Raw genomic sequence first — 21,131 nt, 5'->3', positions numbered from 1 at the left:
CTTGTTGTAATCTGAAAATTATAAAAGATTATAAAGAATCTCTCTGAATAAACTTAAACACATTATTCACCTGCTCTTTTTTATTCTTCAAAATCATATAAGCCGCAGATTCTCCCATCGCTTTGAAATCCGTAGTGATAACGGTAATTCCTAACAATTCTTTCAAGGGCGTTTCATTGTAAGAAATAATGCCGATGTCTTCACCCAGTTTAAGATTTTTCTGTCTGATTTGTTTTACCAAATTCACCAAATCACGCTCACGAATCGTGATGAAAATATCTTTGTCCTGCAATTCCATGTCGGGGTAAATTTCATCCAAAATTTCATAATCCAGCTTGAAATCTCTGCAAAATTGCTCAAAACCTCTTACAATTCTGAAAGGATAGGGGTGAATCGATTTATCGGGATAAACCAGGATGATCTTTTCGTACTTTTTGATTTTATCTAAACCTTCCTTTAAAGCATTGTAAATATCATGCTCAAAATCCTGAAAAATAGAACCGTATTCCCCTGAAATATTAGGTTTTGTATTATCCAAAATCAACAATTTATTTTTTGGAATTTTTTCGATCATATCCAGAACTTCCTGCGTAGAACTCGTGTGTTTGGACTGATCGTCTCGGAAATGGGGCATGATCACATAATAATCAAATCCGCCCATATTTTTCTTCAAAGCATTGATGAAAAGTGTTTCGTCGCAGTGGTAAATGTACATCTCCACATTGCCTTTGGTACCAATGGCATTCACAAAATAATTGTAGATCATCATTTTGTACGTACTCGGCTTATTGATCAGGAAGAAAATATTGATGCTGTCATTCTTATTGATGCGCGAAATATAATATCCTTTACCTTTTACCGACTCTATGATCTGCCTTTTTCTAAGTTCTTTATAGGCTTTTTCCACCGTATCTCTCGAAAGGAAGCAGGATTCACTCAACTCATTGATAGATGGGATTTTTTCACCGATTTTGATTTCTCCACCGTCGATTCCATTAAGAATAGAATCTACGATCTGTTTGTATTTGGGAACTCTGGAGTTTTCGTTGATATGTATTTCAAAAGTTTCTGCCATGACTTCAGGAAGGAGATATTATTAATTAATAACTCATTTAAAAATTGCTAAACGGTTGAAGACAAGATACAAAAATTTACAATAACTGATAATCGTCATGTATTTATGATAAGATTGGCTTTAAATATTTGATTATTAAATGATTGTTGTTTTATGATTTATTGAAGTTTTGGTTCTTAAAATCACCATTTTCTTACCCTAAAGTTAAAATCTGTATATTTTTGAGTCATAAATGCATAGCAGACTGAAACTTAAAATTCCGAATTTAAATAAAAAAAGCCTGCCCCTTTCGGGACAGACTCCAGTAATTATGAATGTGAATTTTTTTAAGGCATCTTTTTGAATCCTTCCGCTTTTATTTTCCAAGAACCGTCTTTCGGGAAACCTGGATATTGTCCTGTAGAATTGTCCCAACCTTCCAACATCATTGCAACGGTCGTCAGAATTCCACCATTTCCGGGAAGATAAATTCTCAATCTTCCATCCTGGAAATTATGCCCGTTTTTGAGATAAGTATTCGTCTGGATATCCATAAAAAGCGCATCCAATGCTTTGTTCGGAAGTCCCAATCTTGCTGCAGTCATCGCTGTCATTGGGAAATCCCAACCCCAGGTGTGGCCCCAGTTCCATCTTTCCCAAACGATATCCAGCGTATTTTTCATAATCTTTTTATCTAGTTTCGGAGATTCCGGAACCATTCCTAAAGCCCCTAAAACAGCGGGATGGTCGGTCATCCATTTAGGAAAAGTGAAAGAATCTTTCGCCGATTCTGTCGATAAATAAACGCCATCCTGAATAGGAAGCGGAGCTAATTTATTAATCACATCATCCCATTTTTTATCTCTTGATTCACCCAATCTTTCTTTCCATTGTTGCGCTACTTTCAACGCCCAGTCCCAATATGCCACTTCATAAGTCGGGTTAAAAGTATCTTTCGCAGGGAAAACTTCCTGAGCCGGAATGACGCCTTTTCCAAGATTATAACGGTTTTTCTCTTTATCGTAAGTTGCAAAATCAGCCATAAATTCTGCTGTTTCGTACACCAAATCCTTATATTTTTCTAAAACTTTTTTGTCTTTGTTGTGACGGTACAAAAGTTCAGTCATATAAATTAAATGCGGTTGTTCCCAAATCAAAAATGCGGCTACGGAAGACGGGCTTTCATTTCCTTCGTTGTCGGACATTTTTATCCATCGAACGCCTTTGTAGCCTTGCCTTTCCGCTAATTTTTTAGCTTTATCAAATGACCTGAAATAATAATCCAATTGCTTTTCCAAAATTTCCGGTCTTCCCCACAATGCGAAGTGAACACCGTGCCACCAATGCATTTCGGTGTGTGGTTTTCCATACCAACTGTTGAATGTCAAACCTGTTTCCTGCGGCGGATTGCTTCCTCCACACTGAACTTTTGTTAAATATTCAGACAGAACAATTCTGCGCTCTAATTCGTTCGCTCTTTTATCCGTGCTTCCTTCAAAATCAACAGCTGCACCGCTTTCCCAGAAGTTCTTCCATCCTGAAACACTTTCTTTTTCAGCGTCAGCGAATAAGCTTTTTGAAGTTTTCTGATTTTTCTCTGAAAACTCAACTGTCAATTCTAAATTTTTGCTTTTTGAAGAAGGTTCGAATACAAAATAATGTTTTCCAGCCTCGCTTAATTTTCCATCAGTGAAATACAGTTGCGTAAAATAATCTGCAGTCTGTAATTTATGCTCAATCAATCCCTGAGTTGAATTTGATGAAATCAATTTTGTTGAATGCTGATTTTCATTTCCATAAAAAGCTGCTTCATCCAAAAACTGTCCGCTTGGATAAGGATATTTTGCGAAAACTTTCAATCTTTTTTGACTGATTAAATCAGACTCAATTTTTACCCCGATTTTGTCTGAATTTTGGAAAGAAGCTGTCCAAACTTTTACTAGAGTTCCTTCTAAAGTAAATTCACTCGTGATAATTCCCGTCCACAAATCAATTTTCTGATTGATGTTTTGTAAATCTGAAACCTGCGCTTTCTGACCGTTCTTTTTAATCAGTTCAATTCCCACATTTCCGAGTTGCAGACGATGTTGATTGACTCTGAAATATTCAACTGCCTTTTTGTTGCGTTCTGGTTCCTTGATTTGAACACTGTACAAGGCTTTTCGACCGTCATTATTGAAATCGTAAGGTTTTAAAGTTTCCTCAAATTTGAAATTTTCGGTATTCGGAAAACTGTTCCAGCCCCATTCCGACTGCGTTCCCAAAGAAACTCCGTTTTTGTAATATTCAGGGAACGACTGCATTCCGGTGATGTCAACCGTGTAAGCAAATTTTCCGTTTCCAACCGTTAAAGTCGATAATGTATCGGCTTTGGTGTTGACCACATTATGTCTCTGAACGACCTTCTTTCGGTCGATTTTTTGGGCATTCAGGGACGAAAACCCGATACAGAAAAGACTCAGATATATTGCAATTTTCTTCATTTTTAAATTTTTATTTTATGTTTTTACGTTTGTCATTCTGAACGAAACGAAGTGTAGTGAAGAATCTCAATTTTCTAATAGATTCCTCGTTCCTCGGAATGACAAACCGTCAACTATATTTTATTTATAATTATCTCAAAACCGTGGCACTCATCATTCCAATCACCACATCATTGCTCACTGCCGTTAATTTTATTGATTTTAATTCTTTATTTTGGTCAATCGGCAAATCAAGAATCGTTGCAGCTCCGCCATCAACCTGACGGTCTGTAAACCCTTTAATGCTCAAATATTGACTTAAAGTTCCGCCTTTATATAATTCTCCCGTTTTCAGTTGAACTCTGTACGGAATTTTATCATCAGGAATTTCAAATGCAAAGTTATCATCAAACAAATCCTGCTCAATCGGCCACCAATTCACTGGATTTTTCAATTCCAATTCAGAAGTTGAACCGTCAACATATTGAACCGTAATTGTTCCATTTACAATCTGCGACTGCATCGGATTGGTAGAACCAGCCATCAGAAAATAGATTTTCTTTCCTTTTCCATTCAAGGGAATTTCAATCGAATCCGGATAATTGTCCCACTGACTTGCAAAGGCAATGTTTTTATCCGTTTTATCAATTAAAAAAGGAATTCCAAGGAAATCAACTTTGTCATTTTTTCTTTTATTCATCAATCCAGAATCATCAATTTGAGCCGTAATTAATGGATAACACCAGTTTCCGATTCCCTGCCACGGAAGCTGTAGAGTAGGAACTTTCAATCTTGGTGAAAGGTATTTTTGGTTGAAAATCTCCGTTACTTTTTCATTGTATTTTGATGCTAAAGAAATGTTGTTGAACTGACCTTGGTTTTCGATTTCCCAATCTGTGATTTCAATATTTTGTTTGATTCCATTATATTCAAGCTCGATAGAATTTGTTCCTTTGCTTAAATAATTTGCAGGAATTTCAATCGATGTATCTTGATTTTTCTGAATGCTGAATGTTTTATTTAAACTATTAACAGTTAGTTTTCCGTTAATTGGATTGGATGATTTTGACTGAATTTGCAGTTTTTTATTAACCCATTTTGTCTCTAAAGGAAAACGGATATCTACATTCACAGGTTGCCACCAAGTCGTTCCATTTTGTTCAACTTGCACAAAAAAAGTTCCTTTTCTTTCTTCCTGAATTAAACTAAATTGATTTCCATTTCGGTTTTTAATTAATTGCTGAGGGTCAAGAATATCTTTAATTTTCTTTTTTGAATCAAAATTTAATTGAAGACTTTCAGAAATATAATTGATGAAATCAGTCTGTTCGTTTTTCAATTCTTCTCCGGAATAATTGATTTCAATTTTAAAATCTTTTCCTTTCGGCGTTTCAAACTGAATAATCGGTTGTAAAATAGAATTAGGTTTAACTTTCCAATTCACATTTTTACCATTCACTTGTACCGATTTGATATTGGAATAATTTACCGGAATCTGCATTTCCAACGACACAGGATTCTGATATTTCGATGTAAATAAATATTCCGTTTTTTTCGAACTACTTTTAAACTGATAATCCCAATCCGGAAGTTTCAACTCGGCAGAATTCCAATCTTTTGGGAAGCCAGGTTTGATATTGATTTTATTTTCCAACAAATTCGGATAAACTCCAAAAAGTCCTTCCGTTAAAGTTCTTGAAGCCACACCAATCGGATCGGCGAAATCTCTGTACAATTCTCCACGAAATGCATCATAATGAGACAGTTGCTCAAAATTTCCCGGACTGATGCCGTAATACATCGATTCAACCAGATTTCCTTTCCAAAGTTGGTACGCATCCTCATTTCTTCCGGCCTGCCAATACGCCAAAGCGGTCTGTAAATTTTCCGCCAAAGCGACATTGTTAATCGACCAGTCGTAAGGTTGCCAATTGGTTGTTGCTAATGTAAAATAGTCTTTATTGTCCACACCCTTTACCTTAATCGGGATTTTCGGAGTGTGATTGTTGATGTATTGTAAATTCTGATAATCCTCAAATTCATTTAAAATAAACGCATCGGAAACGTGATAAATCGACCAGATTCCCGGTTTGTCGTGAACGATTTGATTACCCAAAGCATCTTTAAATTCAGAAAAATAGCCTTTGTTTTTAATCCAAAGTTCGCTTTTCATCGCCTTTAAAATCGCATCAGCTTTCTGTTCATAAGGCTGCGGATTTTCGCCAATAATTTTTGCCAGCTTCGCCATTTCACGGTTGGCTCTGTAATTATACGCCGAAGTATGCGTCACTTTTCCACCCGAATATTGAAGCGCATCACTCGCCCAAATCGCCGCATACGCATCATACAAATCACCACGCTTGAAATTTCGCCTTTCCCAATCCATATGACGAACCATCGTGGGCCACATTTTTTTCAGAAATTCTTTGTCTCCCGTGTAATTAAAATGCGAAAATAGCTGGTCAAAAAACACCAGATTCATATCATAATGATGCGGTTTTGTATTGTCATTCGGATTTCTCGAAATATATCCGCTTGAAAAAACCGAAGTTCCCATTTTCTCCGCACTTCTCGCCAAATGAAGCAAAGTATCCATTTCTACAGGCGCAGAATCCGGCTTCAAAACCTGTGAATTCGCATAACTTTCAAAATGTTCTTTCGCTCGGTCGTGCCAACTCAACGCATCAGCTGTGTAAGCTCCTCTCCACGCATTCAGTCGCATTCTCCACGCCACTGCACCGTGAAGAAAGGTAGGACTTTCCCAAATTCCGTCTGCGGCAACGGCTAAATTGGCTCCGAAATTATTTAAATCTGCATCCGGAGTTTTTAACTGAATTCTGTTCGTTAAGATTAAACGAGCTTTTTCAGCTTCATTAAATATGTTTTTTAAGTCTTCGTCCGAAAAGTTTTTAGCTGATTTTCCTTTCGCAATCTGAATAAAAATCGGTTGCTTTTGTGAAGAATAGGAAGCGTAAACAATCGGTGATTTGTCTGTTTTATTTTGAGTAAACTCAGCCAATTTTTCTAAAGTCTGAGCATCGGTTTGTTGCAAAGAATTCACATTTGAAAAACTTCCGTTAACAATTTGAGATTCTTTTTTCTTATTTAAATAATTGAGTTGGAATTGATTTTTATTAAGCTGAAACTGATTATTCAGACAATATTCAGGCAACATATAAAATCCGGACTCCGGATCGGCACCGATGTCGCCGTTTCTGCTGAAAGTTGTTCCGCTTGCCCCACCGAAAACTGCATAAATTTTGGTTGAAGAATCAACGTTTTCAGTTTCCATTTTTAGAACCAAACCTTCTTCTTTGGTTTGTGCTAAAACGGTTAGTTTTAAACTTCCAGATCCAAGAATAGGATCTTTAATATTGTACAGCATAGAGCCGGGACGATAGCGCGTTTCAATCTTTTCTGCATTAATCAGTTTTTTAATAGAAATTCCTTTTTGAATCACGAACTGAAGATTTCCGCCCATTCCCGGAAGGTAGAGCGCAAATTCCGGCAAATCTCCCGCCTCAACTCTTGATGCACGGTTGTCTCCGTACAAAGCTCGATTGAAACGGTATTTTCCGTTGGCCAATAAAAAATCGCCTTTGTCTTCTTTGTAATGCAGTTCACGCTCTTTGTTCTGCCAATGCTTGGATTGGGCAAAAGAATGGGAGAGTGCCGATAAAATGATGAGTCCGGCGAAAATGGTTTTCCTGCGCATTTTAATTGTTAAAATATTTTGTAATCATTTCTGTCACATTGATTTTTTGAACACTAAGCTCACAAAGAGTTTTGATAATCATCTAATAATTTTAGTCTCACAAAGCCGCTTCGCTTATAAAAGATTCTTTGTGAAAAACTTATAATGCTTTTATAAGCGAAGCGGCTTTGTGGACTTTTAAACAATATAATTTTTAAAAACATTGTGTTCTTTGTGTTCATTTATACAAAATCTGAATTACGGTTTTAACTCAGTTAAAGGTTGTCCGTTAACAGTTACATTTTTCAAAGTCACATTTTTCATATAATCCACTTTATAAGGAATCTGAACGCCCACCATTTTAGCATTAATCATTGTGAAATCGGTTACCGGGGAGGATTCGTAAGCATCAGAAAATACGGCATATTTTCCACCTTTGTCAACGGTTAGATTTTCAACCCATATATTTCTCATCGTCGGAATGTGATTTCCAGGCTTTTCATAATGCATATTGAAACGAACCGCCGCTTCTTTGTAAGCACCCACTTTGGTGTTGTAGAAAAATACGTTTTCGATGACTCCGCCACGGCTTGAGCTGGTTTTGATTCTTAAAGCACGATCAAGATTTTTACTGTCCATTACATTTCCGATGGCATAAATGTTTTTTGCTCCACCTGCGATTTCGCTTCCGATAACGACTCCGCCGTGACCATCTTTCATTTCGCAGTTTTCGATGATGTGGTTTTCGGCAGGTCTTCCGATGTCTCTTCCGTCTTCGTCTCTTCCAGATTTGATGGCGATACAGTCGTCTCCAGTGTCGAAATAAGAATCTTTAATCCATACATTTTTACAAGCTTCAGGATCGAAACCGTCGTTGTTGGGTCCGTGGCTGATTACTTTTACTCTTTCAATCAACACATTTTCACACAAAACAGGATTTAAATTCCACATTGGAGAATTTTTTACCAAAACATCTGCCATATAAAAGTTTTTAGATTTGTAAGGCTGAACAAAATTCGGTCTTAAATACCATCCATCCCCGAAAACTCTTTCTCTTGCAGGTTTTCTCTGCGCCATATATTCGTGAAGTTTCGCACGGGCAGGATTTTGTCTTCCCGGACGAGATTCATTATAACCATATTTTGTAGCACCGCACCAGAACCACCAATTGTCATTGTCAGAATTTCCATCTAAAGTTCCTTTTCCGGTTACGGCGATGTTTTCTTCTTCATAAGCGTAAATCAACGATGAATAATTCATACATTCCATTCCTTCCCAACGTGTGAAAACGATAGGGTAGTCGTTGCTGTCTTGACTGAATAAAATCGTAGAACCGTCACTTAAATGAAGATTGACATTCGATTTTAAATAAATTGCTCCCGTTAAGAAAACGCCGTTTGGAACGACAACTCTTCCGCCGCCTTCTGCATTACATTTTTCAATCGCTTTTTTGAAAGCTTCCGTATTTTTTGTTTTTCCATCTCCAACCGCACCGAAATCGGTAATCAGGTAATCAACTTTTCTGAATTCAGGCTTTTTGATTTGCTTTTTTAATGCTTTGATTTCTTTTAATGGCTGCTTTGCGGAAGTCCACGGTTTGTATTGAGCCGAAAGGGCCACAGACAAAACCAATGCGAACAAGAGTGGAATATATTTTTTCATAAGGATCAGATTCAAAAATATCAGATTATTTATATGTACTGCAATCTAAAATAAATATAAGAATTGATTATCCTGCACTGTCGGGATGTACATTACATAATTGGAACATAATGATAACCCCGCCGAAACCTTTGGTTTCGGCGGGGTTATCAGAGTTAATGTATTGTTTATTTACCAAAGAATATCCTGTCCTGTTTACGCTGATCATTGTAGATCACCTGAAAAGTAACAGGCATATACTGATATAGAAGCTTCCAATGCTGAAGCTTAGCATGTTTTTTGAAACTTTCGAACGATCTTACAAACAGATTTTCAATCATTCCTTTCACATAAGAATCTCCGTTTTTGTAGATCATATCCATCAGTTTAATGTGATGGGCGATAATGTTTACTTTGGATTCCTGTAGAAGTCTTTTCAGATAATTTACAGTGGCCTGCATAATTCCTGCAAAGTTATCCTGTACGGATAATTGTGTGATTTCGTTTCGAAGTGGCGGGTAGAAAAATTTTAAATACTCAATCGCTATTTTTTGATTAATAGTTTTCATCTGTACATTCATCATAATTAATATTTTTCAGAATTTTTCTAATTGCGGCGAAAACTGTACCAAAGTTTAGAGGCAGGCAGCAAAAATAAATACACCGATAATCACGGCAATGTGAGTTGCGAGAATCTCCAAGTTGTGTCTGTTGGTGGTAGTTTTAAAGGTTTTCCAGTCTGAAATTTTTCTTATTTTGGATTTCATAAATTGTTGATTTTGAATATGTTTTTATTTTTATGATTTTTTGCCTTTTGTAATAAAAGTCATGAAAAATGTAATAAAGCTATGTGCCATGACTGTAAATCTGTCTTGAATAAACAGTTTGCAGTTCCTTAGAAATGTGGCTGAAAATCATTTTCCGGTATTCTTCACTACAAAAAGCAGTAGAATTGTCAAGGGAATAGATAAAAGTATTTTCTATGGCATTTTTTAATATTACGTCTCCGTTTCTATAGAATTCATCCATCTTTTTGAGACATTTAAACAATAAGTTACTGTCATTTTGCCTGATCATTTTTTTAATAGTATCAGTAAAGGTCTGAATGATAGCATAAGAGTTTGCAGTATCATTTTTCCATTCATCTTTAAGGTCGGGAATTATAACAGTAATTTCCCGGGCGGCTTCTAAATAATTCATCGTGATTTTTATTACGTTATATTTTCTCAAAGAAGATCCAAACCAGCATGGCTACAAAAGCCAATATCAGCATCCGGTAAGATTTCAGCCATTTTGGGGTTTCAGGCCCTCTGCTTTTTAATCTTCTGAGTTTATCAATTCTGTTTAATGTTTTTAAATCCATATTCGTATGTTTTTAGAATCATAATGCCAAATTGTATTCCTATGAAAAATTTATTTATGTAAGTGTTTGATAATGAATTATATATTTTGATTTTAAGAAGGTTTTTAATCAAAAAAAGCATGTCAAAACGATAGGCTTTTTACCAGAATGAAATGCTTGGGATGAAGGATTGAAAAATTTTGAAAAAAGGGTAAGATGATAGTCACCAAAATCTTTACTTCTTTTGGTGTTAGTAAATAAAAGTTTGCACAAGTTTAAATATCTTTGCAGTCCAAATATTTTAAAAGATGTTTTCAAAAATAGTAGTACACAGAGTCGGAAATAAAATCAACGGAGAATCTTTAATACTTTCTCAGGAAGAGTTGCAGCTGGAAGAAGGAATGGCGGAGTTGCTTGAAAATTATTTTTTAGGCTCTTTCAAATCCGAGGAAACGTTCCATTTTTATAGTGATTCTTACCTGGTAAACAATCCTGTTTACAGTTCTGTGTCCGAAATGTTTGATGATAAAGCCAAATTCCTGTGGGAAGCTGAAAATATTGCCAAACATCTTTTTGAAGCTGCCGAAAATCCAAGGGTTCAGGGTGGGGAATTGTTCATTGTTTATTTTGAAGACGAAAGAGAAGGTACAGAAAGAGTAGATAAAATCGGGATTTTTAAAACAGAAAAAAGAGAATCCTTCCTTAAAATTGCCCCTCAGGAAGAAAGCTTTGAAATTGAAAAAGACCAGGGAATCGGTTTGTCAAAAATTGATAAAGCGGCTTTGATTTATAACAACGATAAAGAAACAGGATATGTGCTTTCCGTGGTTGACAACAACAAAAACGGAGATATGTATTATTGGTTTGAGGATTTCTTAAAGGTAAAGCAGCGTGACGATGAATATTTTCATACACAGGAATCATTAATGGTGTATAAAGATTATATTACGAAACAATTGCCTCAGGAATTTGAAGTTTCCAAAGCAGATCAGGCAGACTTTTTAAATAAATCGATTAATTTCTTTAAAGAAAAAGAAGAATTTAAGCTGGATGAATTTGCCACTGAAGTCTTGGGCGACGAGCATGTGATCGAAAGTTTTAACAATTTTAAGACGGATTACGAACAGGATATGCAGATCAACATTGCAGAAGAATTTCCGATCAGTGAGGCTGCCGTGAAAAAAACGCAGAGACATTTTAAAAGTATCATTAAGCTAGATAAAAATTTCCATATCTACATCCACGGAGACCGTCAGAAATTGGCTCAGGGAGAGGATGAGAAAGGAAAATATTATATGCTCTATTTCGATAAAGAAGTTTAATTTACATGATTTATGGAGACTAAAATAATTGATCTTTCGAAACCTATTCAGTACAATGCAGGAGATCCGTGGTTTATGAAGGTGAAAATTAAGCATAAATCCCACAAGAAGGCACATTGGCTGATTCGTCTCGCATTGGGGCTACCTGCTAAATTATTTCCAAAGAATTGGGTGGGCTGGGCAGATGACAAGATCCAGAGTATGGGACTTCATTCAACCACACATATCGATGCCCCTTGGCATTACGGTCCTGTAGTCGAAGGAAAGCCTGCGAAAACCATCGATCAGATCCCGCTGGAATGGTGTTATGGTGAAGGTATTGTGATCGACTGTACCCATAAAGAAGATTTTGTAGCCATTACCGTTGATGATTTAAAAAGGGATTTAGATAAAAACGGAATCACCATACAGCAGGGAAATATTGTTTTGATAAGGACCGACCGCGACCAATTAATGGGAACCCCCGATTTTCCTAATAAAGGAACGGGAATGAGCCGTGAAGCGACTGAATGGCTGATCGATCAAGGGGTGAAAGTAATGGGAATCGACCAGTGGGGTTGGGATCTTCCGTTGAAATTTATGGCCAAAAAAGCAAAAGAACTCAACGACCCCGAATATTTCTGGGAAGGACATAGAGTGGGGATTAACAAAGAATATCTTCATATGGAACAGCTTACCAATCTAAAGGCTCTGCCTCCTTCAGGGTTTAAGATCTGCGTTTTCCCGTTGAAAATCGTTGGAGGATCCGCAGCGCCGGCAAGAGTGGTTGCCATTATTGAGTAATCTCAATTTACATATTGAATTTCAGGATTATAGGGAAATATCATTACATTTTTCTGTAATCCTTAATTTTTTATTTTCAGGCAGGGCTCTAATATTTTTTTGTGGTATGTGTTTGCATAGAAAAAATATGATACCTATAAAAAAAACGTTACCTTTGATAGATCAAAATAATATATGAATTTTGTAGAGTGTCATGAAGAGCCTATCCATATTCCGGGCTACATACAAAGTTTTGGCTATCTGATTGGCATTGATGTTGAGTCTCATTCCATTACTTTTTTCAGCAAGAATATCAGGGATATTTTTACTATCGAAAACACAGATGAGCTTTTCGATAAGAAAATTGCTGATTTTCCGGAAAGTTTTAAAAGTATTATAGAGTCGGATATTTATAATTCCTTATCTCAGTTTACTAAAAGGGAAAACGAGACGTATTTTGATAAGATCGTTATCGGCGGAAAAGGATACCATTTTTCCGTTTTCAAAAGTAAAACCAATATTTTTCTTGAATTTGAAGCCGTTTTAGAAAATCCTAACAAAAAAATTTCCAATAAATACGACAATTTTTACATCATTGATGATGCTCAGGAGATTTGGGAGCAGCTTTTAAACACGCTTTCCAGCATTATTAATTATGACCGAATGATGGTTTATAAATTTATGATGGACGGCTCCGGAAAAGTAATTGCGGAAAGGAGAAACGAAAACATGGAAAGCTATCTTGGTCTTCATTATCCTGAAAGTGATATCCCAAGGCAGGCGAGAGAGCTGTATCTGAAGAAGAGAAAAAGAATTTTTAGTAATGTGCATGCTGAAACGGTTCCTCTTTTAAGCAAATCTCAGGAAACGATCGATCTTACCTATTCTGCATCTCGCGGAATGTCGCCTATTCATGGGCAATATATTAAAAACTCGAATGCTTCTTCAAGCTTCAGTATTTCGATTATTATTGATGATCACCTTTGGGGATTGGTAACCTGCCAGAACCCTGATCCTAAACATATTGACCTTGAAGACAGAGTGCAGGCGGGGATTTTCACGGCGCTGGCCTCCAATGCGTATTCCTCATTCAGGTCTAAAAATGAGCTGAATTACCGTTTGGAATTAAACGATAAATCTTCACAGTTAAAAACAGAATTCTTAAAACATAACAGTTTATTCGATTCTTTAATTGAAAATAAAGCTGAAATAAAAAAACTTCCCGAAGCAGATGGTTTAGCCATTATGGCAGACGATCATATTATAACAGAAGGAAATACACCGGATTATAAAACGATTGAAAGAATTTCTCAGTGGGCGCACGAAAATACGGAAGAGAATATCTACGTAAGCCGAAGCTTTCTGAAAGATCACGGTAAAGAATTGGATTTAGATGAAAATGCTGCCGGAATTGCCATTTATTTTGTGGAAAGAAGCAAGAAAAATGTTTTGATCTGGTTCCGTAAAGAATTCGACGAACACATCAACTGGGCAGGAAATCCTGAAAAGCAGATCAGCGTAGTAAAAGAAAACGGAGAGGAAAAACAAATGGTTTCTCCAAGAACTTCTTTCCATACGTTTACCGAAAATATCAAAGGAAATTCAAGAAGATGGAATTCCAGAAATATTGCGGCTTTGCAGGCTGTACGGGATTTAATTCTTGAAACTTCGCATAAAAATTATAATACCATTAAAAGGCTTAATGATGAGCTTAAAAAGGTAAACGAAGAGCTCGACAGTTTTTCATATACTATTTCTCACGACTTGGGAACGCCTCTAACGGTGATGAAGCTGAATGCGCAGATGCTACTGAAAAGCCTGACAGATGGTTCTGAGAAAAGCAAGAACAAGATCAATTCCATTATCGAGGAGATCGACAATATGGCGGAAATGATGCACGATGTGCTGCAGCTTAGCCGGGCAAAACACAGCGAAATCCAGCTGGAAAATTTATCAACCGTCCGTACGATTGAAAAAATATCTGAAAATGCTAAAATTACCTTCGACAGCCCGAAGAGTGAAATCATTATTAAGGAATGTCCGAATGTTCTGGCCGATAAAACATTGCTTCATCAGGTCTTTTTAAATATCATCAATAATGCTATAAAATATTCATCTCAGCAGGAAACTCCCAAAGTGGAAATCGAAGGAACGGAAGACGGAGACATGATTATCTACAGAATTTCAGACAACGGAATCGGAATTCCGGAAGAAAACAAACACAAAATGTTTAAGATTTTCAACAGGATGGATAATGCAAAGAAATTTAAAGGAAATGGAGTAGGACTGTCCATCGTATACAGAATTATGAAAAGAATCGGGGGGAATGTTGATTATGAAAGCAATAAAGAAGGAACATCTTTCATATTAACGTTCAAAAAACCTTAAATTTGGGAAACTTTTTTAAAACTTATTCATGGTATCCGAATATCTTAAACAAAACACTTCAGAATTTCACGATGCAGCTGAAAAACTATTTAATTCTGAAAAAATTTTCAACAAGACTTTTACTTTAGAAGATTATAAAAAAATCATTGGTACCAATTACCTGATGCTTCTTCACTCTGAAGATAAAATCTTCAATAGCCTTTCGGATAAGTTTTCTGAAAAACTTCAGCTGAGCGAAAGAAAAAAGCTTCCTCTAATTGAAAAAGACCTTGAAAGCCTTTCTCTGAAAAACAGAACGGCTTCCCACTATATTGAGTTCGCTAATGAAAACGAAGCGTTGGGCGCAATGTATGTGATCGAAGGTTCTACTTTGGGAGGAAATGTAATTGCCAAGCAGCTGTCTAAAACAGAGGGTTTTGGTGAGGTAACATTTAATTTCTTCGGATGCTATCAGGAAAATACAGGGTCGATGTGGAAAAACTTTAAGGAGGTATTGGACACAGAAGTAAAAGAAGAAAGCTACGATGAGGTTTTATCCGGTGCTAAGAAACTTTACACGTTCTTATTAAACGTAAACTAATTTATATCATATACAATTAAATTCCTGAAAGATTGCTCAATTTTTCAGGAATTCTTAAATTTGGGAGTTTTCAATTTTGAACTCATTCATTTTAAAAATAAATCAAAGTGAAACCGCAAGGGATCATCACGACAAATTAAAATAAACAATAAAAAAGTATACATTATGAAAGTAACTGTAGTAGGTGCAGGCGCTGTAGGGGCAAGCTGTGCAGAGTACATCGCTATGAAAAACTTCTGTTCAGAAGTGGTTTTAGTAGACATTAAAGAAGGTTTCGCAGAAGGTAAGGCGATGGATTTGATGCAAACTGCATCTCTTAACGGATTCGATACAAAAATTACCGGAACAACAGGAGATTATAGCAAAACTGCAGGTTCTCACGTTGCTGTTATCACTTCAGGAATTCCTAGAAAACCTGGAATGACAAGAGAGGAATTAATCGGTATCAACGCTGGAATCGTAAAAGAAGTTACTGAAAACTTAGTAAAAAACTCTCCAGAAGTAATCATCATCGTGGTTTCTAACCCAATGGATACTATGGCTTACCTTGTACACAAAACGTCAGGTCTTCCTAAGCATAAAATCATCGGAATGGGTGGTGCTTTGGATTCTGCAAGATTCAAGTACAGATTGGCTGAAGCTTTAGAAGCTCCAATTTCTGACGTAGACGGTATGGTAATCGCTGCTCACAGTGATACCGGGATGCTTCCTCTATTGAGCAAAGCGACAAGAAACGGGGTTCCTGTAACTGAATTCTTAGATGCTGAGCAACAAAAATATGTAATCGAAGAAACTAAAGTAGGTGGTGCAACACTTACAAAATTATTAGGAACTTCTGCTTGGTATGCTCCAGGTGCAGCTGTTTCTGTAATGGTTCAGGCGATTGCTTGCGACCAAAAGAAAATGATCCCTTGTTCATTAATGCTTGAAGGTGAGTACGGACAAAACGATATCTGCCTTGGTGTTCCTGCAATTATCGGGAAAAACGGTGTAGAGAAAATCGTAAACGTAACGCTTACTGCTGAAGAGCAATTGAAATTTGCTGAAGCTGCTAATGCAGTGAGAGAGGTAAATGGAGATTTGAAGTTTTAATATTTTAAACTTTATATAAATGAAATCCGCGCCCGAAGGGCGCGGATTTTTTAGTTTTAATTATTTTTTATTGTTCCGAATTGTTTTAAGAATTTTTCTCGTCCTTTTTTATCATAAATATAAGGATCAGCAAAACTTTTTACCCAATCATTTTCAATTTCTGATATACTTTTACCGACAAATTTTTCTAATTCAGATTTCGTAATATCAATTTGATAAACCTTATTTTCGAATGGTAATATTATTTTTACTTCATTAATAAAGTCAAGTTTTTTCATTAATCTTGCAGGACTACCAACAAGCATTTTTTGAATAGCATTACCAGTTGACCAATATGATTTTAAATCATTTTTCGTCAAGCCAGACTGAGGATTTAGATCTTTATATTCTTTGTAACTTTTAACATAAGTAATGACAGCTTTTCCATTTTCTAATTCAACTGTTTTAATTGAGCCTCCTCCACTTAATCTGGATGCTTCTGTTTTTAATTGTTCAAGATTTGTCTGAACTTCAGATTTAGCATCTATTGGTTTGGGTTCGGTCTGTTGTAAACGATCTGTATTAATTATATTTTTATTTGTGGTTGGAATTGATTTTTTATTATCAGTACAATTAAATAATGCGTATAAAGCGATGATTGCGAAAAATTTCTTAATGGTCATATTCTTAGTTTTTGGATTTAATAATTGTTTTATTTTTTTCTTAAAGCATTTTTAATTATTAAAATAATTATCATTGCAATTACTGTAAATAAAGCTGTTGCCCACGTTGGTGTGCGAGCTTGTTCAAGTAGTACTATCATGATCAATATTATTGAGATTTCATTAATATATAACATAATGCCGCTATCTCTGATATTTGCATATTGTCAGCATAATTATTATTGTGCGTTCCTTCATCAATGCATGCTTTTAAATTAATTGCATCAACTTTCATTTCATTGAGCGATGTATATTTTTGATGATCTGCGTCCTTTATATTAGCCATAAAATCTGCGCACGTAGCAAGTTTATTTTCGTCTGATGCAGTTTTCCACTCTGTAATTGTTTTTTTATGTAATGTTCCATTTTTCATCCACTCCAATTCTGGATCATTTTTTTGACTGCACGAAATTGAAAACAGTATTAAAGGAATTAAGTATACAATTTTTTTCATATCAATTGATGTTAATTGTTTGTGCTAAACTTTCCCACTCATTTTTTTCGTAATAATCAAGTTTACTATATCCGTTGATATTATTAATTGTATAAACAGCTTTTATATTTTTCAAATCACTTTCTTCCTTAAATAATCCGGTAAGTGGATTATTGGGAAATCTTGCGCTACCTGGCTGTTTAAAGAAAACTAAAATTTGGAAATATCCATTAGAATAATTTGGTTTTACTGTTGAGCAATATTCTTTTAACTGATCTAAATTAATACCCTTATCAACCTCAAAAAGAGTCATTTGGTTAAAATTTCCATCAAGCTCCCTTATTTCTTGCTTACTGTCAATCAATTTAATAATACTATTATTATAGGCGGGTTCTGAATCTGTTGGAGATTCAATAGTACGGTTTGTTTCTTCTAAATCCAGAATTGTAATGCTGTCAATGTCTGTATTTTTTATAGATTCTTCTTTTTTATCGTTACCATTACTGCAACTCAAAAAAATTGCAAAAGCTGCACAGGAAATAAGAGAAAGTTTTATGTTCATGATGAATAGTTTGTAATATTCCAAAGCTAAAGAAACCTGTAGCTTTATCATTACGGTAAACCGTAATTGAAACCTCTATTCAATCTTAACAACATTTTCGAATATTTTTCCGTTTTTCAAGCAGTGATGGCCTCTTCTGAAGTCTTAATCCCCCCCCCCTTTTTTTCCGGAGGGTAAATCCCTCTCTTCAAGGGGCTGCATGTACTTATCAAACGGGCTGCAGACCGTTTATGAAGGGTTTGCTGACGGTTGTAGAGGTGGTTGGAGGGAGTTATCAAACGGGGATTCAGCTGGTTTTAAAATGATTACAGGTGTTTTTGCGACTTTTTGTAGAGTTTTGTAATTAATAATACTCCTTAACTCCGGGGTCAGATTGTCCTGCAACTATTTTACCATCCATAGTATAAATTCCTCCATTTACACTGAAATAAATGTCGTTGGCGAAATTAATCCTCCCTTTTGTCGGACCGAAAATAGTTTTCCCTGAACGAATATCCAGAATAGTACCGATGTAATCTCTTCTTTCATCTTCGTCTTTTCCTTCATAGATCGTTGCGCTGGCAAATTCATTTTTATAGCTTCGGGAGTTGGTTTTTTCAAGATCATCATATTTGAAAGGAATGATCATTTTACCAAGTTCAAAATCGTATAACCCCATCTTTTGGGTCTTGGCTGATTTTAAAATAACAGCTTTTTCAAAAATTCCGGACGGATAATATACATTGAATAATTCCGGATATAAAAATCGTTTATCAATCGAGATTGGTTCAGATACAAGAATTTTTCCGTCCTGATCAGAGAAATAATACTGATTATTATTTTTTACGATAGAGTAGTGTTTATTATTGGAAGTCGTCACAAAAAGGGCATCTTCATAAACTGGAGCCAGCAATTCTTTTTCATGATAATCTACCAATCCCGTTTTCCCATTTTCTACGTAACTGAAAATATTAATGCCTAGTTTTGGATGATATTGTTTAAGGGCATACTTTCTTTCTGTATGCTCAAATATATTGAATAAATTGGGAGAAGTAAAGCTCTGGATTAGCAGGTAATAATTCTTTCCATTCTGTGTTGCGCTTAAAGTTTGGTTGTCGTAAACCTGTATATCTTCATACTCCGCAGGCAGAATGTAGTTGAAATTCTTATTCATCAAACCATACTTACCGCCTTTTTTTACTCTGAAAATAGGATCATCCACAAAATCAAAATAATAAGCCTTAATATCTTCATATTCATAGTTCAGAATGCATTGGTAGTTCTCATCAATCAAACCCATTTTCCCATTTAAAGTAGCTTGAAAATAATTTCCCTTTAAGTATTTTATGGAGTCAAAAAGTGCAGGATAAGAAGCTTTGATGTTTTCCTTGCCATTGGATTCATAGCTTATTTTCATTCCGTATTTATCGTCTGTTTTTGTAAATTTGTAGAGTTCTAAAGGGTATGCAGGTGATTTTTTGAGAGCATAGGTTGATCTGCTTCCGTATTCCATGATATTAATATCAAGATCTTTGAAAAAACTTGTGACGGTTTTCTTCTTTTTAATTTCAGTTTTCTTTTCGGTATCTTTATTAGCCTGGTAAAAATTCTTTCTGTCATCCTGAATGAAGTTTTCCGCCTGCTTATAGACTTCCATAGAATCTGTCGCAAAAATATTTCGTTTAAAATACTGTTGGTCTTTATAAGTGTAATAAACATCTCCCTCATACGCACCCATCGGAATTAAATCGTAAACAGCCTTTTGTATAAGCCTGTCATTAAGGTTAAGAAATCCCCATGAATAGCCGTTTCTTAGAAACAGCAGGTTTCTTTTGTCATCAACATTATTTCCATTCCAATTGTAAAATTCATCATATTCGGCATCGAGGATGGGTTGGGCTTTGTAATTCATTAAGCCTATTTTTCCCTCTTTTTCGAACATCAAAGTATTATTTCGTACAATTGTAGAACCATAGTTAAAAAGGGAAACAGGATAATCGAATAGAATATTTATTTTTTTTCCGTTTGCGATTCCGTTCCCGAATTCGTCAATATCTTCTAAGATTGGTTCCTTATAAATGCTGTTGTCATCAACACAATAGATGCCGATTTTTCCGTTTCTTTTAAAAGGAATATAATGTTTTGATTCTTTGTATTGGCTTAAAGGATTTTTAGCAGATTCATAATTATTAATGATCTTATCAATGTTTCCGTTCTCGAAATAAACTTCTTCGAATTCATTAATATATTGTAAACCAGATTCATTAGATAGCGCATAAAGTTTTACGGAGGAATTATTTTTAACTTTAATAAGTTGAATATTCAATTTATTGAATGCTCTTCTGTTGAAAAATATTTCCTGAAGGCTCGCCTCAAAATTGCTGAGCAAAGCAGCCTCTATGGAACTGCCCTGAGCAAGCACTTTCATTGTTTTTTTCTCAATAAGGCGAACGTCACTTTTGGTTTTATAGGCTAAAAAATAGTTGTCGGAATGGTCTAAATCTACGAATTCAAAATAATCTTTAAGCAATAAATTAAGATCAATATCATAAAGGCTGTGCCTGAAATCTAAACCTATCACACCGATAAAATCTCTCATATGCTGCCCGATGTTGTGGTATGCTAAAGGGAGAAGAATTTTTCCATTGATATCTGCAATCCCCGATTTTCCGTTTTTTCTCAGCAGGATAAGATCTTTTTTAAGACTTAAGGCACCAACTTTATCATAAATAGGAGGGATAATATACCTTTTTTCATTAGCACTGTAAATTCCCATTGTGGAAATTATACCTTTCTCAAAGGTTACTCTTTCTATGCAGTGATCAAGATTAAGAATTGCTTTTTGGGTAAAATCATAAGCAAGAATACTTTTCAGATGGGTTTTATATTGCCAAATGTCACTTTTTGTTTTTTCGTCGTCAGGATAGTTTTCCAAAAAACATAGAGCATTTCGTATATCGCCGATTTCGTAATATTTGAGTGATTGTTTTTTCAACGAATCAATATTCTGAGCGCACAAAAACTGATGGAAGAATATAATTAATAAAAATAGATTTTTTTTCACCACAATATTTTTTATTAAAAACGAAAGTACAAAAAATAGATTTTCAGAATAAATT

17 protein-coding genes are annotated in these 21,131 nt (G+C 35.4%); 5 read left to right on the top strand and 12 right to left on the bottom strand.

What is annotated here, in order from left to right; translation table 11 throughout:
• Window positions 1-28: 28 nt before the first annotated feature.
• The 8 genes from BUA89_RS13775 to BUA89_RS23175 all read right to left on the bottom strand — a co-directional run bounded on the left by BUA89_RS13775 (window position 29) and on the right by BUA89_RS23175 (window position 10,214).
• Window positions 29-1,075, bottom strand: coding sequence for a GntR family transcriptional regulator (locus BUA89_RS13775; protein WP_072958956.1), 1,047 nt, complete (start codon window positions 1,073-1,075; stop codon window positions 29-31).
• Window positions 1,076-1,401: 326 nt separating this feature from the next.
• Window positions 1,402-3,537 (bottom strand): hypothetical protein, encoded by a 2,136-nt coding sequence (locus BUA89_RS13770; RefSeq protein ID WP_072958953.1) that lies wholly within the window; start codon window positions 3,535-3,537, stop codon window positions 1,402-1,404.
• Window positions 3,538-3,667: 130 nt separating this feature from the next.
• Window positions 3,668-7,231: a DUF4450 domain-containing protein gene (locus BUA89_RS13765; RefSeq protein WP_072958951.1), complete on the bottom strand. Its 3,564-nt coding sequence runs from the start codon at window positions 7,229-7,231 to the stop codon at window positions 3,668-3,670.
• A 237-nt stretch (window positions 7,232-7,468) separates the two neighbouring features.
• Window positions 7,469-8,872 (bottom strand): glycoside hydrolase family 28 protein, encoded by a 1,404-nt coding sequence (locus BUA89_RS13760; protein WP_143152345.1) that lies wholly within the window; start codon window positions 8,870-8,872, stop codon window positions 7,469-7,471.
• A 167-nt stretch (window positions 8,873-9,039) separates the two neighbouring features.
• On the bottom strand, window positions 9,040-9,435 hold the full coding sequence (locus BUA89_RS13755) for a DUF7674 family protein (RefSeq protein ID WP_072958945.1): 396 nt from the start codon (window positions 9,433-9,435) through the stop codon (window positions 9,040-9,042).
• A 51-nt stretch (window positions 9,436-9,486) separates the two neighbouring features.
• The gene (locus BUA89_RS23415; protein ID WP_262487546.1) at window positions 9,487-9,618 is read right to left on the bottom strand and encodes a hypothetical protein; all 132 of its coding nucleotides are present in this window, start codon (window positions 9,616-9,618) and stop codon (window positions 9,487-9,489) included.
• Between the two features lie 79 nt (window positions 9,619-9,697).
• The gene (locus BUA89_RS13750; protein WP_072959160.1) at window positions 9,698-10,051 is read right to left on the bottom strand and encodes a DUF7674 family protein; all 354 of its coding nucleotides are present in this window, start codon (window positions 10,049-10,051) and stop codon (window positions 9,698-9,700) included.
• Between the two features lie 16 nt (window positions 10,052-10,067).
• On the bottom strand, window positions 10,068-10,214 hold the full coding sequence (locus BUA89_RS23175; protein WP_178362461.1) for a hypothetical protein: 147 nt from the start codon (window positions 10,212-10,214) through the stop codon (window positions 10,068-10,070).
• 287 nt (window positions 10,215-10,501) lie between these two features.
• Between BUA89_RS23175 and BUA89_RS13745 the strand changes: the two genes are divergently transcribed.
• From BUA89_RS13745 to BUA89_RS13725, 5 genes are all read left to right on the top strand, one after another.
• Window positions 10,502-11,515 (top strand): nucleoid-associated protein, encoded by a 1,014-nt coding sequence (locus BUA89_RS13745; protein ID WP_072958942.1) that lies wholly within the window; start codon window positions 10,502-10,504, stop codon window positions 11,513-11,515.
• Window positions 11,516-11,527: 12 nt separating this feature from the next.
• Window positions 11,528-12,298 carry a cyclase family protein gene (locus BUA89_RS13740; protein ID WP_072958939.1) on the top strand — a complete coding sequence of 257 codons (771 nt, stop codon included), beginning with the start codon at window positions 11,528-11,530 and terminating at the stop codon, window positions 12,296-12,298.
• Between the two features lie 174 nt (window positions 12,299-12,472).
• Window positions 12,473-14,665: an ATP-binding protein gene (locus tag BUA89_RS13735; protein ID WP_072958936.1), complete on the top strand. Its 2,193-nt coding sequence runs from the start codon at window positions 12,473-12,475 to the stop codon at window positions 14,663-14,665.
• A gap of 28 nt (window positions 14,666-14,693) precedes the next feature.
• On the top strand, window positions 14,694-15,245 hold the full coding sequence (locus BUA89_RS13730) for a biliverdin-producing heme oxygenase (protein WP_072958933.1): 552 nt from the start codon (window positions 14,694-14,696) through the stop codon (window positions 15,243-15,245).
• A gap of 165 nt (window positions 15,246-15,410) precedes the next feature.
• The gene (locus BUA89_RS13725) at window positions 15,411-16,337 is read left to right on the top strand and encodes a malate dehydrogenase (protein ID WP_072958930.1); all 927 of its coding nucleotides are present in this window, start codon (window positions 15,411-15,413) and stop codon (window positions 16,335-16,337) included.
• A gap of 56 nt (window positions 16,338-16,393) precedes the next feature.
• Here BUA89_RS13725 and BUA89_RS13720 read toward each other — a convergent pair whose 3' ends face one another.
• From BUA89_RS13720 to BUA89_RS13705, 4 genes are all read right to left on the bottom strand, one after another.
• On the bottom strand, window positions 16,394-16,999 hold the full coding sequence (locus tag BUA89_RS13720; protein WP_072958927.1) for an RNA-binding protein: 606 nt from the start codon (window positions 16,997-16,999) through the stop codon (window positions 16,394-16,396).
• A gap of 148 nt (window positions 17,000-17,147) precedes the next feature.
• On the bottom strand, window positions 17,148-17,492 hold the full coding sequence (locus tag BUA89_RS13715; protein ID WP_072958924.1) for a hypothetical protein: 345 nt from the start codon (window positions 17,490-17,492) through the stop codon (window positions 17,148-17,150).
• 1 nt (window position 17,493) lies between these two features.
• Window positions 17,494-18,033 (bottom strand): hypothetical protein, encoded by a 540-nt coding sequence (locus tag BUA89_RS13710; RefSeq protein WP_143152344.1) that lies wholly within the window; start codon window positions 18,031-18,033, stop codon window positions 17,494-17,496.
• 343 nt (window positions 18,034-18,376) lie between these two features.
• Complete coding sequence (locus BUA89_RS13705; RefSeq protein WP_143152343.1) at window positions 18,377-21,076, bottom strand: WG repeat-containing protein; 2,700 nt, start codon at window positions 21,074-21,076, stop codon at window positions 18,377-18,379.
• Between the last annotated feature and the right edge of the window lie 55 nt (window positions 21,077-21,131).

It is taken from the genome of Chryseobacterium arachidis, assembly GCF_900129245.1.
Lineage (GTDB): Bacteria > Bacteroidota > Bacteroidia > Flavobacteriales > Weeksellaceae > Chryseobacterium > Chryseobacterium arachidis.
This window is presented reverse-complemented; position numbering and strand designations above follow the sequence as displayed.

What these genes read in the sequence shown, in the direction of transcription:
- BUA89_RS13750 (WP_072959160.1), bottom strand. Translation starts at nt 10,051, where the DNA reads ATGAATTATTTAGAAGCCGCCCGGGAAATTACTGTTATAATTCCCGAC.
- BUA89_RS13715 (WP_072958924.1), bottom strand. Translation starts at nt 17,492, where the DNA reads ATGAAAAAAATTGTATACTTAATTCCTTTAATACTGTTTTCAATTTCG.
- BUA89_RS13755 (WP_072958945.1), bottom strand. Translation starts at nt 9,435, where the DNA reads ATGATGAATGTACAGATGAAAACTATTAATCAAAAAATAGCGATTGAG.
- BUA89_RS13710 (WP_143152344.1), bottom strand. Translation starts at nt 18,033, where the DNA reads ATGAACATAAAACTTTCTCTTATTTCCTGTGCAGCTTTTGCAATTTTT.
- BUA89_RS13770 (WP_072958953.1), bottom strand. Translation starts at nt 3,537, where the DNA reads ATGAAGAAAATTGCAATATATCTGAGTCTTTTCTGTATCGGGTTTTCG.
- BUA89_RS23415 (WP_262487546.1), bottom strand. Translation starts at nt 9,618, where the DNA reads ATGAAATCCAAAATAAGAAAAATTTCAGACTGGAAAACCTTTAAAACT.
- BUA89_RS13765 (WP_072958951.1), bottom strand. Translation starts at nt 7,231, where the DNA reads ATGCGCAGGAAAACCATTTTCGCCGGACTCATCATTTTATCGGCACTC.
- BUA89_RS13775 (WP_072958956.1), bottom strand. Translation starts at nt 1,075, where the DNA reads ATGGCAGAAACTTTTGAAATACATATCAACGAAAACTCCAGAGTTCCC.
- BUA89_RS13740 (WP_072958939.1), top strand. Translation starts at nt 11,528, where the DNA reads ATGGAGACTAAAATAATTGATCTTTCGAAACCTATTCAGTACAATGCA.
- BUA89_RS13735 (WP_072958936.1), top strand. Translation starts at nt 12,473, where the DNA reads ATGAATTTTGTAGAGTGTCATGAAGAGCCTATCCATATTCCGGGCTAC.
- BUA89_RS13745 (WP_072958942.1), top strand. Translation starts at nt 10,502, where the DNA reads ATGTTTTCAAAAATAGTAGTACACAGAGTCGGAAATAAAATCAACGGA.
- BUA89_RS13760 (WP_143152345.1), bottom strand. Translation starts at nt 8,872, where the DNA reads ATGAAAAAATATATTCCACTCTTGTTCGCATTGGTTTTGTCTGTGGCC.
- BUA89_RS13720 (WP_072958927.1), bottom strand. Translation starts at nt 16,999, where the DNA reads ATGACCATTAAGAAATTTTTCGCAATCATCGCTTTATACGCATTATTT.
- BUA89_RS13730 (WP_072958933.1), top strand. Translation starts at nt 14,694, where the DNA reads ATGGTATCCGAATATCTTAAACAAAACACTTCAGAATTTCACGATGCA.
- BUA89_RS13725 (WP_072958930.1), top strand. Translation starts at nt 15,411, where the DNA reads ATGAAAGTAACTGTAGTAGGTGCAGGCGCTGTAGGGGCAAGCTGTGCA.
- BUA89_RS23175 (WP_178362461.1), bottom strand. Translation starts at nt 10,214, where the DNA reads ATGGATTTAAAAACATTAAACAGAATTGATAAACTCAGAAGATTAAAA.